Annotated in this window: 12 protein-coding genes; 3 read left to right on the top strand and 9 right to left on the bottom strand. The window is 59.6% G+C overall.

Annotated elements, in window-relative coordinates; translation table 11 throughout:
- Positions 1 to 65: 65 nt before the first annotated feature.
- Together metE and ACZYSM_RS11870 are read left to right on the top strand one after the other, a co-directional pair.
- Positions 66 to 2,375, top strand: coding sequence for a 5-methyltetrahydropteroyltriglutamate--homocysteine S-methyltransferase (gene metE, locus ACZYSM_RS11865; protein WP_489071677.1), 2,310 nt, complete (start codon positions 66 to 68; stop codon positions 2,373 to 2,375).
- Positions 2,376 to 2,624: 249 nt separating this feature from the next.
- Positions 2,625 to 3,659 (top strand): alpha/beta fold hydrolase, encoded by a 1,035-nt coding sequence (locus tag ACZYSM_RS11870; RefSeq protein WP_489071678.1) that lies wholly within the window; start codon positions 2,625 to 2,627, stop codon positions 3,657 to 3,659.
- A gap of 32 nt (positions 3,660 to 3,691) precedes the next feature.
- On the opposite strand, the gene ACZYSM_RS11875 is transcribed toward ACZYSM_RS11870, so the two are convergent.
- The 6 genes from ACZYSM_RS11875 to ACZYSM_RS11900 are packed head-to-tail and all read right to left on the bottom strand — an operon-like array spanning position 3,692 to position 10,950.
- Positions 3,692 to 5,089, bottom strand: a complete 1,398-nt coding sequence (locus tag ACZYSM_RS11875; protein WP_489071679.1) for a sigma-54-dependent transcriptional regulator — start codon at positions 5,087 to 5,089, stop codon at positions 3,692 to 3,694.
- A complete protein-coding gene (locus tag ACZYSM_RS11880) occupies positions 5,079 to 6,851 on the bottom strand; it encodes a sensor histidine kinase (RefSeq protein WP_489071680.1) in 1,773 nt (590 codons plus the stop codon). The genes ACZYSM_RS11875 and ACZYSM_RS11880 overlap by 11 nt, the downstream gene beginning before the upstream one ends.
- Positions 6,851 to 7,975, bottom strand: a complete 1,125-nt coding sequence (locus tag ACZYSM_RS11885) for a GNAT family N-acetyltransferase (RefSeq protein WP_489071681.1) — start codon at positions 7,973 to 7,975, stop codon at positions 6,851 to 6,853. The genes ACZYSM_RS11880 and ACZYSM_RS11885 overlap by 1 nt, the downstream gene beginning before the upstream one ends.
- A 14-nt stretch (positions 7,976 to 7,989) precedes the next feature.
- Entirely contained in the window at positions 7,990 to 8,856 is an 867-nt protein-coding gene (locus ACZYSM_RS11890) for an alpha/beta hydrolase (RefSeq protein WP_489071682.1), read from the bottom strand.
- The gene (locus ACZYSM_RS11895) at positions 8,853 to 10,247 is read right to left on the bottom strand and encodes an aspartate aminotransferase family protein (RefSeq protein WP_489071683.1); all 1,395 of its coding nucleotides are present in this window, start codon (positions 10,245 to 10,247) and stop codon (positions 8,853 to 8,855) included. Before ACZYSM_RS11895 ends, ACZYSM_RS11890 begins: the two co-directional genes overlap by 4 nt.
- Positions 10,240 to 10,950: an HAD-IB family phosphatase gene (locus tag ACZYSM_RS11900; RefSeq protein ID WP_489071684.1), complete on the bottom strand. Its 711-nt coding sequence runs from the start codon at positions 10,948 to 10,950 to the stop codon at positions 10,240 to 10,242. Before ACZYSM_RS11900 ends, ACZYSM_RS11895 begins: the two co-directional genes overlap by 8 nt.
- 218 nt (positions 10,951 to 11,168) lie before the next feature.
- Between ACZYSM_RS11900 and ACZYSM_RS11905 the strand changes: the two genes are divergently transcribed.
- Positions 11,169 to 11,936: a MipA/OmpV family protein gene (locus ACZYSM_RS11905; RefSeq protein ID WP_489071685.1), complete on the top strand. Its 768-nt coding sequence runs from the start codon at positions 11,169 to 11,171 to the stop codon at positions 11,934 to 11,936.
- Positions 11,937 to 12,038: 102 nt separating this feature from the next.
- Here the strand turns inward: ACZYSM_RS11905 and ACZYSM_RS11910 are convergent, their stop codons facing one another.
- Genes ACZYSM_RS11910 through aauS form a run of 3 tightly spaced genes read right to left on the bottom strand, consistent with a single transcriptional unit; the run spans position 12,039 to position 15,622 of the window.
- A complete protein-coding gene (locus ACZYSM_RS11910; protein ID WP_489071737.1) occupies positions 12,039 to 12,368 on the bottom strand; it encodes a GlpM family protein in 330 nt (109 codons plus the stop codon).
- Between the two features lie 30 nt (positions 12,369 to 12,398).
- A complete protein-coding gene (gene aauR / locus ACZYSM_RS11915; RefSeq protein ID WP_489071686.1) occupies positions 12,399 to 13,724 on the bottom strand; it encodes a two-component response regulator AauR in 1,326 nt (441 codons plus the stop codon).
- Positions 13,721 to 15,622 (bottom strand): two-component sensor histidine kinase AauS, encoded by a 1,902-nt coding sequence (gene aauS / locus ACZYSM_RS11920; protein ID WP_489071687.1) that lies wholly within the window; start codon positions 15,620 to 15,622, stop codon positions 13,721 to 13,723. Before aauS ends, aauR begins: the two co-directional genes overlap by 4 nt.
- Positions 15,623 to 15,643: the final 21 nt, after the last annotated feature.

The following is a 15,643-nucleotide window of genomic DNA, read 5'->3' on the forward strand; positions in this document are numbered from 1 at the left end:
TTGAGTTTGTCTCATGTTGCATGGGGTGTCGACAATAGCACCATCTTTTATGGAGGAATGTCGTCATGGCCCTGGCCCACAATCTTGGTTTTCCGCGCATCGGTGCTGACCGTGAACTGAAAAAAGCCCTCGAATCCTACTGGAAGGGCGACCTCACCCAGAGCGCTCTGCAAACGGTTGGCCGTGAACTGCGGGCCAAACACTGGCAACTGCAGAAAGATGCGGGTATCGACTTGCTGCCGGTGGGCGACTTCGCCTGGTACGACCAGGTGCTGAGCCATTCGCTGACCTTCGGAGTGATCCCGGCGCGCTTCGACAGCGTCAAAGATGCCCGAGGCCTGCCAACCCTCGACACCCTGTTCGCCATGGCTCGCGGCGCCACTGCCTGCTGCGGCGGCGAGCATGCCAAGGCGCAATACGCTCAGGAACTGACCAAGTGGTTCGATACCAATTACCACTACCTGGTCCCTGAATTCAGCGCTGATCAGTCGTTCAAACTGAGCTGGGAGCAGCTGTTCGACGAAGTCGATGAAGCACTGGCACTGGGTCACAAGGTGAAACCGGTGATCATCGGCCCGCTGACCTACTTGTGGCTGGGCAAGGCCAAAGGCGACGACTTCGACAAGCTCGACCTGTTGGAGCGCTTGCTGCCGATCTACGGCGAAATCCTAGGTCGTCTGGCGGCCCAAGGTGTGGAATGGGTGCAGATCGACGAGCCGATCCTTACCCTGGACCTGCCGCAGGAATGGAAAAACGCCTTCGAGCGCGCCTACCACATCCTGCAATACTCGCCGCTGAAAAAACTCGTGGCGACCTACTTCAGTGGCCTGGAAGACAACCTTGGCCTGGCCGTCGGCCTGCCGGTGGATGGCCTGCACATCGACGCGGTGCGCGCTCCTGAGCAACTGGCGGCGGTGCTTGATCGTCTACCGACTTACAAAGTCTTGTCCATTGGCCTGGTCAACGGCCGCAACGTCTGGCGCTGCGAGCTGGAACAGGCGCTGGAACAACTGCACATCGCGCAACAACGGTTCGGCGACAACCTCTGGGTGGCCGGTTCCTGTTCGCTGCTGCACAGCCCGGTAGACTTGGGCCGCGAAGACAAACTCGATGTCGAGCTGAAAAGCTGGCTGGCATTTGCCGTACAAAAGTGTGGCGAAATTGCGGTGCTGCGCGATGCCTTGAACAACCCGCACGCGGCAAACGTGCAAGCCGCACTGGCGGATAGCCGCGCTGTACAGGCCAGCCGCGCCCAGTCGCCGCGCATCCACAAAGCAGAGGTTCAGGCCCGCATCGCCGCCATCGGCGCCGCCGACAGCCAGCGTCAATCGCCATTCTCCAAGCGCATTGAGGTGCAACGCGCTCGTTTGCAACTGCCGGCGTTCCCGACCACCACCATCGGTTCGTTCCCGCAGACCGCATCGATTCGCCTCGCACGTCAGGCCTTCAAGCAGGGCAAACTGTCGGCCAACGACTACACCGACGCCATGCACAGCGAGATCCGCCACGCCGTGCAAGTCCAGGAACGCCTGGGGCTCGACGTGCTGGTCCACGGTGAAGCCGAGCGCAACGACATGGTCGAGTACTTTGCCGAGCAGCTCGACGGTTACCTGTTCACCCGCTTTGGCTGGGTCCAGAGTTACGGTTCGCGCTGCGTGAAACCGGCGATTATCTTCGGCGACCTGAGCCGCCCGAATGCCATGACCGTGGACTGGATTCAATATGCCCAGAGCCTGACCGACAAGGTCATGAAAGGCATGCTGACTGGCCCGGTGACCATGCTGATGTGGTCCTTCCCGCGCGAAGACGTATCACGCAAAGTCCAGGCCCGGCAATTGGCGCTGGCCCTGCGTGACGAAGTAGTCGATCTGGAAAAGGCCGGGATCAAAATCGTCCAGATCGACGAAGCCGCTTTCCGCGAAGGCTTGCCACTGCGCCGTGCGCAATGGCAGGAATATCTGGATTGGGCCGTGGAAGCCTTCCGCCTCGCAGCCTCGGGCGTACAAGACCAAACCCAGATCCACACCCACATGTGTTACAGCGAATTCAACGACGTGATCCGGTCCATCGCAGCCATGGATGCCGACGTGATCACCATCGAGACTTCGCGCTCGGACATGGAACTGCTGGAAGCCTTCGAGGCATTTGACTACCCGAACGATATCGGTCCGGGCGTCTACGACATCCACTCGCCACGGGTGCCGGACACCGCCGAGATGGTCAAGCTGATGAGCAAAGCGGTCAAACGTATCCCCGCCGAACGGCTATGGGTCAATCCCGACTGCGGCCTGAAAACCCGCGCCTGGCCGGAAACAGAAGCGGCCCTGGTGAACATGGTCGCGGCGGCGCGGCAGTTGAGGGATCAGTTGGCTTAACGCCCTATAGCGCCAGTTCGGACGCCATCGCGAGCAAGCCCGCTCCCACATTAGATCTGTGTTAGCCGAAAATTCGGCGGCTGAACTCGGTCAAGTGTGGGAGCGAGCTTGCTCGCGATGAACGATAACGCGGTCGCTAAAAAGACCACTCAGCGGCATTCATCAAACTGTCACGCAACTGTGGCAGCGCGCTTGATCAAAGTTCATCAGACTCGCGCTCTACTGGGGTTCTGCGTTTTGGTGTTTTTCATGCGTGCATTGTTTTTTCAAGCGGCACTTTTTCTGGTCGCGTTGGTGTTCGGCCTGCCGTCTTTTGCGGCGTCACGGTGCGATGTCAACGTACCGACCCAACAGGTCGAGCTGGCTCAGGTCAGCTTGGCCTATCAGAGCATTGGCCGCGCGTCGGACCCGGCATTGCTGCTGGTGATGGGACTGGGTGGGCAGTTGATTCATTGGCCGGACGAGGTGGTGGTCGCGCTGTGTCAGCAGGGCTTTCGGGTGATTCGTTATGACAACCGCGATGTCGGGCTCTCTACCTGGCGCCAGGCACCGGCCAGCGCGAACCTGACTTTTGAGGTGTTGCGCTACAAACTCGGTTTGCCGGTGTCTGCACCGTATACGCTCACTGACATGGCTGACGATGCGTTGGGCCTGATGGATGCCTTGCATGTGCAGCAGTTCCACGTGCTGGGTGCGAGCATGGGCGGGATGATTGCCCAGCATATGGCGGCGATGGCGCCGCAACGGGTGGAAAGCCTTACCCTGATCATGACCAGTTCCGGTGCCGAAGGTTTGCCGGCGCCGAACGCAGCGCTGGTGCAATTGCTCTCACGGCGCAGTGCGCCGAACCGCGAGGTGGCGCTCGAGCAACAGGCGGATTTGCTGGCGGCGTTGGGCAGTCCGCAGGTGGTGGATGATCGGCAGGCGCTGCTGCATCAGGCGGCGGTCTCTTACGACCGGGCGTTCAACCCTGAAGGCGTGAAGCGCCAGATCATGGCGATCCTCGCTGAACCGAGCAGGGTGGCATTGCTCAACCACTTGCGGGTGCCGACGCTGGTGGTGCACGGCACCGCCGACCCGTTGCTGCCGGTGATGCATGGAGTGCATTTGGCAGCGCATATCCAGGGCAGTCAGTTGAAGTTGATTCCCGGGTTGGCTCATCGCTTTCAGGAGGCGTTCAAGGCGCCGTTACTGGCGGCGGTGTTGCCGTATTTGCAGAGCCATCGCGAAGATACCTCGCATTGGGCGCAGATTGATTCGGTGGTGGCACCGAATCTGTTGTGATCATTTACCGCTAAAAGATCTTCAGCCCATCCTCACCGCACAATCTTGTCCACATGAATCCCGAGCTTCTTCAGCCGGTACCAGAAGCTGCGTTCGGAGATACCGATCAGCTGCGCAGCGGCGGCCTGTACCCCGTTGCTCTGTTGCAGGGCGGCGAGGATGTAGGTTTTTTCAACTTCGGCCAGCGCTACGTCCAGATCCTCAGGCACGCCGGAACCTGCGCTGAGAATCGCGCTGACGCTGCTGTTGGTGGGTTGTGAGGCGAACAGATAGGCCGGCAGGTCGCTGTCTTCGATGATGCTGCCGGAGGCCACGATAGTCGCGCGCTCCACGCAGTTTTGCAGTTCGCGGATATTTCCCGGCCAGGTGTAATTGGTCATGGCCTGCAGGGCCTGCGGGCTGAATCCGGTAATGCGTTTGCCGGCGGTGGCACCCAGGGTGTGGGCGAAATGTCGGGCCAGCGGCGCGATGTCTTCGACCCGTTCGCGCAGGGCAGGCAAGGGAATAGGGAACACGTTCAGGCGATAGTAAAGGTCTTCGCGAAACTCTTTGTTGACCACCGCTTCCAGCAGGTTTTTGTTGGTGGCGGCGATGACCCGCACATCGACCTTGCGTTCGCGCGGGTCGCCCACCGGCTCGATCACGCGCTCCTGTAAGGCCCGCAGAATCTTCGCTTGCAAGGCCAGCGGCATGTCGCCGACTTCATCAAGAAACAGCGTGCCCTTGTCGGCCTGCATAAAGCGCCCCACGTGATCGGTCACGGCGCCGGTAAAGGCGCCTTTACGGTGGCCGAACATTTCGCTTTCCAGCAGGCCCTCGGGGATCGCCGCGCAGTTGACCGCAATAAAGGGTTTGTCGGCGCGGTTGCCGTGTTTGTGGATGGCCCGGGCGACCATTTCCTTGCCGGTCCCGCTTTCGCCGGTGAGCAGGATGGTGGCATTGCTTTCACGCACTGAATCGACTGCTTGCAGCACTCGGCGAAAGGTTGGACTGTCGCCCACCAGGCTGTCGATTTGCTGGTGTTCGTCGAGCTCGGCGCGCATGCGCTGGTTGTCTTTGAGGATGTCGCGAAACTGCAAGGCTTTGCTGACGGTGATGTCCAGTTCGTCGATGTCGAACGGTTTGGCAATGTAGTCGAAGGCTCCGTTGCGCATCGACTGCACGGCGTTTTTCACCGTGCTGTAAGCGGTCATGACAATGACCGGCAGCTGCGGAAAACGTACTTTGATTTCCGCCAGTAACTGCGGTCCGTCCATGCCGGGCATGCGCCAGTCGCTGATCACCAGGTCGATGTCCTCCTGTTCAAGCACGGTCAGGGCGTGCAGGCCGTTGCCGGCGGTGAACACTTGAGTACCGTTCTGGCTCAGGGCTGAAGACAACAGGTCACAGAGCTTGGGTTCGTCGTCGACCACCAGAATGTTATGCGTCATCGTTATCCTCACCGCTGTCTTCACCGTTGGCCGGAATGTACAGGCTGAAGGTGGCGCCGGCATCTTTTTCGCTGACGCATTCGATACGGCCGTCGTGGTTTTCCATGATCGAGAAGACTTTTGCCAGGCCAAGACCGGTGCCGGTGGCCTTGGTGGTCACGAATGGGGTGAAGATACGTTCGATCATGTCCGGTTCGATGCCTTGGCCGGTGTCGGAAACACTGATGACCGTATTTTCCTTGTCTTTGGCAATGCCCAGGGTCAGGCGACCGCCCTCAGGCATGGCGTCGATGGCGTTGAGGATCAGGTTCAGGCAGGCCTGTTTGAGTTGCCGGGCATCGGCATAGATGGTCGCGCCGGGAGCCTGATCGTCGATCCGTGCATCGATGTTATGGGTAGCCAGTTCCGGTGCGCAGAAACCGATCAGTTCATCCACCAACGGCCGGGCCAGTTGGGTCGAGCGCATCGGTGCGCTGGGTTTGGCGAAGTCGAGAAACTCGGTGATCAGGTCATTGATCCGACTGACTTCGCTGACCACATATTCCAGATGGCGTTTGTCGGTTTCGGGCAGGTCCGCGCGGCGGTGCAGTAACTGGGTCGCGGTCTTGATGATACCCAGCGGGTTGCGAATTTCATGGGCCAGGCCCATCGCCACTTCGCCCAGCGCGTGCAGGCGATCACGGCGGCGCAGCTGCGCTTCCAGATGGTGCAATTCTCCGAGGCGTTCGGTCATGTGGTTGAAGGTATTGCTCAGTTCGGCCAGTTCGTCGCTGCCATTGACGGTTATGCGTTGGCGATAATCGCCAGCGATCACTGCCCGCACCCCCTCGGAGAGGCCGCGTAGCGGTCGGGTCAGACGCTGTGATACCAGCCAGCCAGCGCTCAGAGACAGGGCGCTGGCAATCAGGAAAATCAGGATGAAAAGGTTGCTTTGATTGACCAGCCCGACCAGGCTGTTGTGGCGTAGCAACCCGCTGAAGATAACACCCTGCAGATCACCGTTGTCGTTGAGAATCGGCCAGTAAAGCCCACTGTAACGGCTGGTGAACTGTTCGCTGGGTAGTTTGGTTTCGCGTAAGTTCGTCTCAATGCTGCTCGGTACTTGAGAGGGGTGATCCTCGAAGCGTTGGGTCGAAAAAATCTCGGAGAACCCGTGGGCGTCAGACAGATATAAACGCAGGTCGAGGGAGTGAACGTCCGCCACGCTGTTCAGGAAGCTGCTGTCCAGATAGCTTGCGACCAGCAGTTGGTAGTCTGCGCCGTCCTGAGTCGTGTGGAAAACAGAGACCACCGCGCCATAGAGGTCGCCATTCACTTTGAGCGTTTGCAATACCGCGTTGGGCTCGGTGCTGAGTTGCCGAGTGATCTCATCGGGAACGGTGGAAAACACCACTTTGTGATCACTCTCGCGGATCAATGCGACCACGTCGATGCCCATGGCGTCGGCAATATCTGCCGTTAATTTTTCATGTTTGGCCGCTGAGCGCGAAGACGGCGGTCTGGTATAGCGAAGGAACAGCTGGGCCACTCGCGCATTGGTTCGCAGGATCTCTCCGATTTCGTCCTTGACGATCTTGGTCGACTCCTGCAACCAGATCCGTACGTTGCTATCGAAAATCTGCGACAAGGTCGTCGCCGCGAGTTCGGCGGCGATCATCGTCGGCACCACGCTGACCAGCCAGAACGCCAGGACCAGCTTGCGCTGGACGCTCCAGCGTGAGATGGCGAAGGGGCGTGGGGTACGGCGGTCTTTTTTGGTCATCAGGTTTCGCTTACCGCAGCAGCCATGGCGGGGTCGGATCGATCCGGTCGGACAAACATTTTCAGCAGTTTCAGCATCGTGTTGAGCAGCCAATTGCGATGGCGGAAGAACAGCGTGTTGCCCTGAAGCTCACAGCCGAGCCGCAGCTTACTGGCATAACCAGCCTGTCCGCACTCATACAGCGGGATCTTGTGTTGAATACAGTAGCCGACATTGGCCAGCCAACTACGGAAATACAGGTTGTGCTCACGACTGGATTCGATGTCGTGGGCGAAAAACTTGTCGATCAGGCGTTGCTGGTCAATCAGTACCAGGTTGAACGCCACTAATTGCTCGTCGACCCAATACAGCACACAGACCGCGCTCCCTTCGAGCTGTTCGAGGATGCCGGTGAAGTAGCTCGCCGGTAGCCGTTCGAACTGCAGATCGCTGCGCGCCAGCGTCGCTTCGTACAACTGCATTATGCTCGGCAGAACGTCGTCGATGGAGTGCCGCCATTCGATCCGTGGCGCGGGGGTGCGAAGCTTGCGCCGCAGGTCCTTGCGGGTGGATTTGCCAAGAGAGCCCAGATACGCGTCGATCGAGCCAAACGGCACCGACAGCAGCGCTGTCGGCGGACTTGGCATTGCTTGGAGGCCTGCCGCAAGGCAACTGGCCGCCCATTGTTCATCGTTACTGGGTGCATCTTTCACAGCCAGCAGGCCGATACCGAAACTATCGGCATCGCGGCGGGCCGAACTCAGTAACTGTTCCAGCAAGGCTTGGCGTCGATGCGGTGCAACATGGCTGGCGGTCCCGGCATTGCACTGCTCGGCCACTGGCGAGCCGATGACATAGAGGCGCAATTGCAAAATGCCCGGCCATAGTTGTTCCAGGCATTCGGTGAAACGCTTGCCTACCCCTTGCACCCTCGCGTCGAGTCGATACCGGGTCATGAACGCTGGCGCAACGGCCAGTAACGTCGAACCCTCGTACAGGGCCAGGTAGCGCCACTGAAAGTCCTTGATTCCGGCATTTTCTACGGCAACGTAATAGTCCCAACCTTCCAGAACATCTGGAAAACAATCATTCCAGGCGCTGCGCTCGATGGCCTGAATGGTCGAGAAGGCTTGGGCGGTGATCACGGCTTTTCCTTAAGCTACGCTCGCTGTCGAAAATCTTCGCGCGCGGCCTGGTTTAAGGAATGCTGTTCGATGAAGTCTGCGCTCAACTCCACGACACGGCGGTATTGCAGGTCGACTGTGATCATGTGATAGCAGTTGTCCAGCATGACTTTGGTCACCGGGCCACCGAGTTTGCGTTCGACATAATCAGCGTTCCAGCGGCTGGTGATGTCGTCCTCGATGGAGTGCAGCACCAGGGCCGGCGTGTTAATCGACGGCATGCGCTTTTTGACCACAGCATTCATCCGGTGCAATTCGCGCACGGTGACGCCTTCCATGGTCAACAGCCCGGCGTTGCTGCTTTCACCGGCCTTCATCTGGCGTTCGACGATGGCCCGCAGGCGCTCGTTTTTGATGCCAAAGGGCGATTTCTCTTCGAAACTGCACATGTGCACGCCGAACGGAATTTTCATCAACAGCGGGGTCAGGAACGCCAGCTTGTGGATGCTCCAGCCGTCGTAGCGCAGGGTGGTGGAATACATCAACAGGCCGGTGACCTGTCCCGGGTGCTCGGAAGCGATGTACATGGACATGACCGCGCCCATGGACAAGCCGCCGACGAACACTTGCTCGTGGCGCTGACGCACGCCGATGAAGGTTTTACGCACGCCTTCGTACCAGTCCCGCCAGCCGGTGGCTTGCAAGTCGCTGTTGTCCCCGCAGTGCCCGGCCAGTGTGGGCACGTACACCGTGCACGCCCCCCCCTTAGCCAGGCCCTGGGCCACCCGACGGAGTTCCGTCGGGGTGCCGGTCAGGCCGTGGATCAATAAGACCCCGACCGGACCTTTGCCGAGAACGAAGCCGGCGTTGCCTTCGCCTAGATCGATCTCTTCTATGCTCACCGCTTCATAGCCCGATGCAGCAGACGGTCGAGCAGTGCGATGCCGAGGTCGATTTCTGGGTAGCTGATTTCCAGGGACGGCGCGAGGGTAATGACGTTCTTGTAGTAGCCGCCCACATCGAGAATCAGACCCAGACGTTTGCCGTCGATTTCGATATCGCCCTTCATGCCTTCTTCGACCATGAAGTCCAGGGTTGCCTTGTCCGGGGTGAAACCGTCCGGGCCGCAGATTTCGCAGCGCAGCGCCAGGCCCAGACCGTCGACATCGCCGATGATCGGATAGCGTTTTTGCAGGTCCTGCAAACCGGCCAGGAAGTACTTGCCCTTCTCCATGACCATCGCGCCGTAGTCGACTTCGGAGGTCATCTTGAACATTTCCAGACCCACGGCAGTACCCAGCGGGTTGGAGGCGAAGGTGGAGTGGGTCGAACCTGGCGGGAAGATTTTCGGGTTGATCAATTCTTCACGGGCCCAGATACCGCCCAGAGGATTGAGGCCGTTGGTCAGTGCCTTACCGAAGACGATCACGTCCGGTTTGACGTCGAAGTGCTCGATCGACCACAGCTTGCCGGTGCGCCAGAAACCCATCTGGATTTCGTCGACCACCATCAGGATGCCGTGCTGATCCAGCACTTGCTTGAGCTCGCTGTAGAAGTTCATCGGCGGGATCACGTAGCCGCCGGTGCCCTGGATCGGCTCGACGTAGAAGGCTGCGTATTCGCACTGGCCGGTTTTCGGGTCCCAGACGCCGTTGTATTCGGTTTCGAACAGACGGGCGAATTGCTGCACGCAGTGGCTGCCGTACTCTTCCTTGGTCATGCCTTTAGGGCCGCGGAAGTGGTACGGGAACGGGATGAAGTTGGCGCGCTCGCCGAAGTGACCGTAGCGGCGACGGTAGCGAAAGCTCGAGGTGATCGACGATGCGCCCAGAGTACGGCCGTGGTAGCCGCCTTCGAAGGCGAACATCAGGCTCTTGCCGTTGCTGGCGTTACGCACGACTTTGAGCGAGTCCTCAATGGACTGCGAACCGCCGACGTTGAAGTGCACGCGACCGTCCAGACCGAACTTGTTCTTGGCATCGACTGCGATCATTTCCGACAGCTCGATCTTGCCTTTGTGCAGGTATTGGCTGGCGATCTGCGGCAGGGTGTCGATCTGTTGTTTCAAGGCGTTGTTCAGGCGCGGGTTGGCGTAACCGAAGTTGACTGCCGAGTACCACATTTGCAGGTCGAGGTAAGCCTGGTCTTCGGTGTCCCAGACGTAGGAACCTTCGCAACGGCTGAAAATACGTGGAGGATCGATGTAGTGAACGGTGTCGCCGTAGGAGCAGTACTTGGCTTCTTTATCCAGAAGAACCTGGTCTTCGGGAGTAGCGATTCGAATATCAGACATGATGGAAGAGTTCCTGTTTTTCTAAAGAGTGTTCAAGCGCGAAGGAGGTGGCGTTGGCGGCGCTGCCGATCGGCAGTTGGGCCAGCAATGCGGGGAGTTCGGCGAAGGCGTCAAAGCGGGCGTAGGCGATGCCGTTGCGTTCGCAATGTTCGGCCAGGCGATCCTTGGCGAAGACGAAATCAGCGGTGGAGGCCACGCACATGTCGGACTGACCGTCACCGATCACCAATACGCGTTTGCCCTTGGGCGTGGACTTGCATTTACAGTTGCCGGAAGCGGCGCGGCAGGCGTCGCTCGAATACGGAAAGTCAATGCGCCAGCTGTTGTGGTCGACCTGACGCAGGCGGTTGGCGAGGATCGGCAGCAGGCTCACGTAGTTGCGTGCCAGAATCCGCGCGATGCCTTGCTCGATGCCGTCGCTGACCACTTCGATGGAAGCGCCCAGACCTACGACGTGGTCGACGAAGTCCGGGAAGTCAGGGTCGATTTCGATCGTGTCGAAATACGCCAGCAGCTCGGCAGGCGTGGCCTTGACCAGCGCCAGTTGGCGGCTGAGACATTCACGCGAACCGATGTGACCGTCCAGCCATTCCTGCTCGATGCTTTTCCAGATCGGGTCGGCAAAGCGTTCAAGGATGTTGTCGATCGCGTCGGTGCGAGATATCGTCCCGTCGAAATCACACACGATATGCCAGTCAATCATCTGCATTTACCTATTGGACAGGAGCGCGCTGTTGCGCATGCCAAGGGGTAGAGCAGGGACTGTGCCAAGTGACTTAGGCCCATGGCTGGTGGGCCTTGGCCGGTAACCGGTATGCTTGGAGCTACAATTTTTGTAGGTCGCTACAAAAAACATGAGTGCTTGCCCGACGATGCCGCTCTGGGAGTTGATGCGCGCATGCACAGATAAGGAATCGCTCCATGTTCAGGATTACCACTGTTTTATTCGTCGGCCTTCTGTGCCTTGGCGGCTTTTCGGCCAGCGTACTGGCTGACGGTATTACCGGTGAGGCCGGTTTAGGCATCAGTTATCAACCCTATGACCCTACCGGTAGTCGTTATGAAACGGTGCCAGTACCGTACCTCGATCTGGACTGGGGTGATGTCAGCCTCAGCACTGACGATGGTTTGACCTGGAGTGCTTTCAAAACCTCTGGTTTCAGTCTGGGGCCGTTTATCAATTACGTGCCGGGACGCAGCGCCAATGGTTCGATACAAGGGCTGCGGGATGTGCCGGATATGGCTGAAATGGGCGGGTTCATCCAGTACAGCCCGCAAGACTTTTGGCGCGTGTTCGCTCAAGTCGGGCAAGCGGTGGGCGGCAAGGGTGGTCAGGGTGGCTTGCTCGGGCGAGTGGGTGGGGAGCTTGGCTATCCGCTGGGTATGGGGATTATTGGTAGCAGCAACCTGACGGCGCACTTCGCCGATGGCCGGCAGACCCAGATTTTCTTTGGGGTCAGCGCCCAAGAGGCGCAGGCTTCGGGGATCCGCGAATACAACGCCAGCGGCGGTTTGCAGAACCTGGCATTGACTCAAAGCTTCAAGTTTCCTCTGGCGCAGCATTGGTCGTTGGTGACCAGTGCCAGCTGGATTCATCTCACGGGCTCAGCAGCGGACAGCAGCATCGTCAAAGAAAAGGGCAACGTGAATCAGGGGGAAGTGCAGACGGCGATTAGTTATAAGTTTTGATGCTGGACGCCATCTGTAGCCGATGCCACCCGCTTCATCAATCATGAATGCAGGCCGAGTGGGCTTTAGCGGGTAACTGCAAGGGCCGGGCTAGCGGCCAAGTCAGGCGTGAAACCGAACCCAAAGCGTCACCAGCACCGTCGCCGCCATCAGCCACGCCACGGCGGCAACGGCCAACGACAACTCCAGCCGAAGGCGATCGACCATCACGTACAAGGTGGCCAGATAAATAAAGTAGGGAATGATCGACCACATGCCGAACACGATGGTGGTCTTCAGGTCGTCCAGTGAGCGGCCCTTGCCGACGATGTAATGGGCGATCAGCGCAAAGGTTGGAAACAGCGGTACCAGCCCTGCGATGTAATAGTTTTTGGTTTTTGCCAGGGCGGCCAGAATCAGTACCACAGCGGCGCCCAATGCAGCTTTCAACAATAAATCCACAGTGTTCTCGCAAGCGTAGGGTTAGTGGCTCAAGCCGTACTTCTTGACCTTGTCGAACAACGTGGTCTTGGCCATGCCCAGTTCCAGGCTGGCCTGGGTCAGGTTGCCACCGCTACGCTGCAAGGCATCGTTGAGCAGGTTGCGCTCGAAAGCCTCGACCGCCTCGGCAAAACCCAAGCCCTGGCTGGCGTTGCTGCCGGACTTTTTGAAGGCTGGCAGGCCGAGGGCAAAACGTTCGGCGACGTTGCGCAGTTCACGCACATTGCCTGGCCAGTCATGGCTCATCAGGTTCGACAGGGTCTGGTTGTCCAGATCCGGCGCAGTGCGGTCAAAGCGCAGGGACGACTGCTGCAGAAAGTGTTCGAACAATTGCAGGATGTCTTCACGGCGTTCGCGCAGCGGCGGCAGTTCCAGGGTCACTACGTTCAAGCGGTAATACAGGTCGCTGCGGAACTGACTGGCCTTGCTCAATTCATCCAGATCGGACTTGGTCGCAGCAATTACCCGGCAGTCGACAGCAACGCTCTGGTTCGATCCGAGGCGCTCCAGCGTGCGCTCCTGCAATACCCGCAGCAGTTTGATCTGCAGGTTCAACGGCATGCTTTCCACTTCGTCGAGAAACAGCGTGCCGCCGTGGGCGTGTTCGATTTTGCCGATCCGCCGTTTGCCGGCGCCGGTGAAGGCGTTGGCTTCGTGGCCGAAAATTTCGCTTTCGAACAGGTTCTCCGGCAGGCCACCGCAGTTCAGCGCGACAAACTGCTGGGACTGGCGACGGCTGAAGTCATGCAGGCAGCGCGCGACCAGTTCCTTACCGGTGCCGGTCTCACCTTCGATCAGCACATTGGCCGAGGTGTCGGCGACGTTGGCAATCAGCTCGCGCAGGTTCTGCATGGCCGGTGAGCGACCGATGATCCGGCCTTCCAGCGAGTCGCGCTCGGCCAGTTGTCGACGCAGTGACCAGACTTCCCGAGCCAGGCTGCGTTGTTCCAGCGCACGCCGGGCCACGTCCACCAGGCGCTCGGGGGAGAAGGGTTTCTCCATGAAGTCATAGGCGCCTTTTTGCATCGCGCCAACCGCCATGGAGATATCGCCATGGCCGGTGATCAGCACTACCGGCAGACTGCGATCGCGGGCCTTGAGCCGGGTCAGCAATTCCAGGCCGTCGATGCCCGGCAAGCGAATGTCGCTGATAACGATCCCGGCGAAATTGTCGCCGACTTGCGCCAAGGCTTCCTCGGCGCTGCCGACGCCAACACAGGGAATATCTTCAAGGGTCAGGGCTTGCTGGCAGCCGAGCAGGACATGGGGATCGTCTTCGACGATCAGCACGGTAAGGTCGTTGTTCATATTGGCTCGGCTTGAAGGGGGCTTACCAACGGTAAACTGAGGACAAAGGCGGTACCACCGCTGGCGGGGTGTTCGACGCCCAGATTGCCGCCGGTGGCAGCGGCCAGGCTCGCCGAGAGGGTCAGGCCGAGGCCCAGTCCCTGTTCGCCAGGTTTGGTGGTGAAGAAGGGTTCGAACAAATGCTTGCGCGTCTCGGCGTCGATGCCGTGGCCGTTATCGCGTACCCGCAGGCGGTATTTACCGTCGACGGTTTCGCCTTCCAGCCACAACTCGGGTAACGGTTGCGCCTGCATGGCGTCCAGGGCGTTGCCGATCAGGTTGACCAGAATCTGTTCCAGACGGGTCTGATCAATCTGCACTTGCACGTTGCTGAAGTCGCGGTGCAGTTGTAGCCCACTGCTTTCCACGCGGCTGCCGAGTAACTGCAAGGCAGCGTCGACGGCTTTGCCGAGGCTGGCCTGGCCTTGGTCATCGCCGCGGCGGGCGAAGGAGCGCAAGCTCGCGGTAATACGGCCCATGCGGTCGATTAGTTCGTTGATGGTCTTGAGGTTGGCACTGGCGGTGTCCAGCGCGCCGCGTTCGAGGAAGCGCACGGTATTGCCCGACAGGGTGCGCAGGGCCGCCAGCGGCTGGTTCAGTTCATGGGCGATGCTGGTGGACATCTGGCCGATGGCTGCCAGCTTGCCGGCCTGCACCAGTTCATCCTGGGCGCGGCGCAAGGTTTCTTCGGCTTGCCGCCGTTCGCGGATCTGGCTCTTGAGACGTTCGTTGCTGGCGCGCAGGTCGGCCGTGCGTTCGGCGATCTTGCGTTCCAGCTGGTTGTTGGCTTCTTGCAGGGCCTCACGGGCGGCGAGGCGGGTGGCAATGACCTTGCGCCGTTCGTTCCAGGCGATCAGCAGAAACGCGACCAAGGCAAACGCCACGGCCACCAGAATCCCCTGATTGATGGCTTCGCGCCGCAGGTCTTGCAGGGGCGTCAGCAGGGTGAAGTTCCACGGCGTATCGCTCAACGGGCGAGTCTGCGACAGATAGCTGATTTCTTGTTCATCGGACACCAGCTCGGTGTTGGCCGGGAAGGTCAATTTCTCAACGCCTTCTGCCAGGTGTTCGCGGGCCAGCGGTTGCAGTTCGTTGAGCGGAAACCAGTAATATTGCAGGCTGCGCGCCAGGCGCTCCTTGGTTTCATCACTGAGCGGGCGGACCGATTTGAGCCGCCGCGCCGGGTCACTGGAAAGGATGATGATGCCGTTCTCGTCACTGACGAAGGCTTCCAGGCGTGCCCGTTTCCAGCGTTCTTCCATGGCTTCGAGGCGCACTTTGACCACCGCGACACCGATGATTTTGCCTTGCTCTTCCAGGCCGTGGGCCAGGTAGTAACCGGGTTCGCCGTTGGTGCTGCCGATGCCGTAGAAGCGTCCCGGCTGCCCGCGTACGGCGTTCTGAAAATAGGCACGGAAGGACAGGTCTTCGCCCAGATAGCTGTCGAAATCACGCCAGTTACTGGTGGCCATTACCCGGCCGGTGGTATCCATGATGTAGATCGCCCGACTGCGGCTGCGTCGGTTCAGACCTTCGAGGTAATCATTGACCGTCTGCCGGTGTTCCGGGGACGGGTCGGCCAGCAGCCTGGAGACACTGGATTCGAGTTCCAGCAGGCTGGGCAGGTAGGTATATTTGCTGATCTCGCTTTCGACGGCGCGGGCGTGCAGTTCCAACTGACGCTCGCCGTTCTCGCTGAGGGTGCGAATCCCGTAGTGCTCGCTGGTCCAGAAGCCGATGTAACCCAGACCGATCATCAACAGGATGATCAGCGGCGGCAGGAACAGATGGCGAATCAGGCGGGGTTTCACGGCGAGTGATGGCGGCGCGGCGCGATAGAGAGTGGGGTCGCATTTCATCACAGATGCCTTGGGTCAACC

The organism is Pseudomonas sp. F220 (genome assembly GCF_057813935.1).

What these genes read in the sequence shown, in the direction of transcription:
- ACZYSM_RS11905 (WP_489071685.1), top strand. Translation starts at nt 11,169, where the DNA reads ATGTTCAGGATTACCACTGTTTTATTCGTCGGCCTTCTGTGCCTTGGC.
- ACZYSM_RS11875 (WP_489071679.1), bottom strand. Translation starts at nt 5,089, where the DNA reads ATGACGCATAACATTCTGGTGGTCGACGACGAACCCAAGCTCTGTGAC.
- ACZYSM_RS11870 (WP_489071678.1), top strand. Translation starts at nt 2,625, where the DNA reads ATGCGTGCATTGTTTTTTCAAGCGGCACTTTTTCTGGTCGCGTTGGTG.
- metE (WP_489071677.1), top strand. Translation starts at nt 66, where the DNA reads ATGGCCCTGGCCCACAATCTTGGTTTTCCGCGCATCGGTGCTGACCGT.
- aauS (WP_489071687.1), bottom strand. Translation starts at nt 15,622, where the DNA reads ATGAAATGCGACCCCACTCTCTATCGCGCCGCGCCGCCATCACTCGCC.
- ACZYSM_RS11895 (WP_489071683.1), bottom strand. Translation starts at nt 10,247, where the DNA reads ATGTCTGATATTCGAATCGCTACTCCCGAAGACCAGGTTCTTCTGGAT.
- aauR (WP_489071686.1), bottom strand. Translation starts at nt 13,724, where the DNA reads ATGAACAACGACCTTACCGTGCTGATCGTCGAAGACGATCCCCATGTC.
- ACZYSM_RS11900 (WP_489071684.1), bottom strand. Translation starts at nt 10,950, where the DNA reads ATGATTGACTGGCATATCGTGTGTGATTTCGACGGGACGATATCTCGC.
- ACZYSM_RS11880 (WP_489071680.1), bottom strand. Translation starts at nt 6,851, where the DNA reads ATGACCAAAAAAGACCGCCGTACCCCACGCCCCTTCGCCATCTCACGC.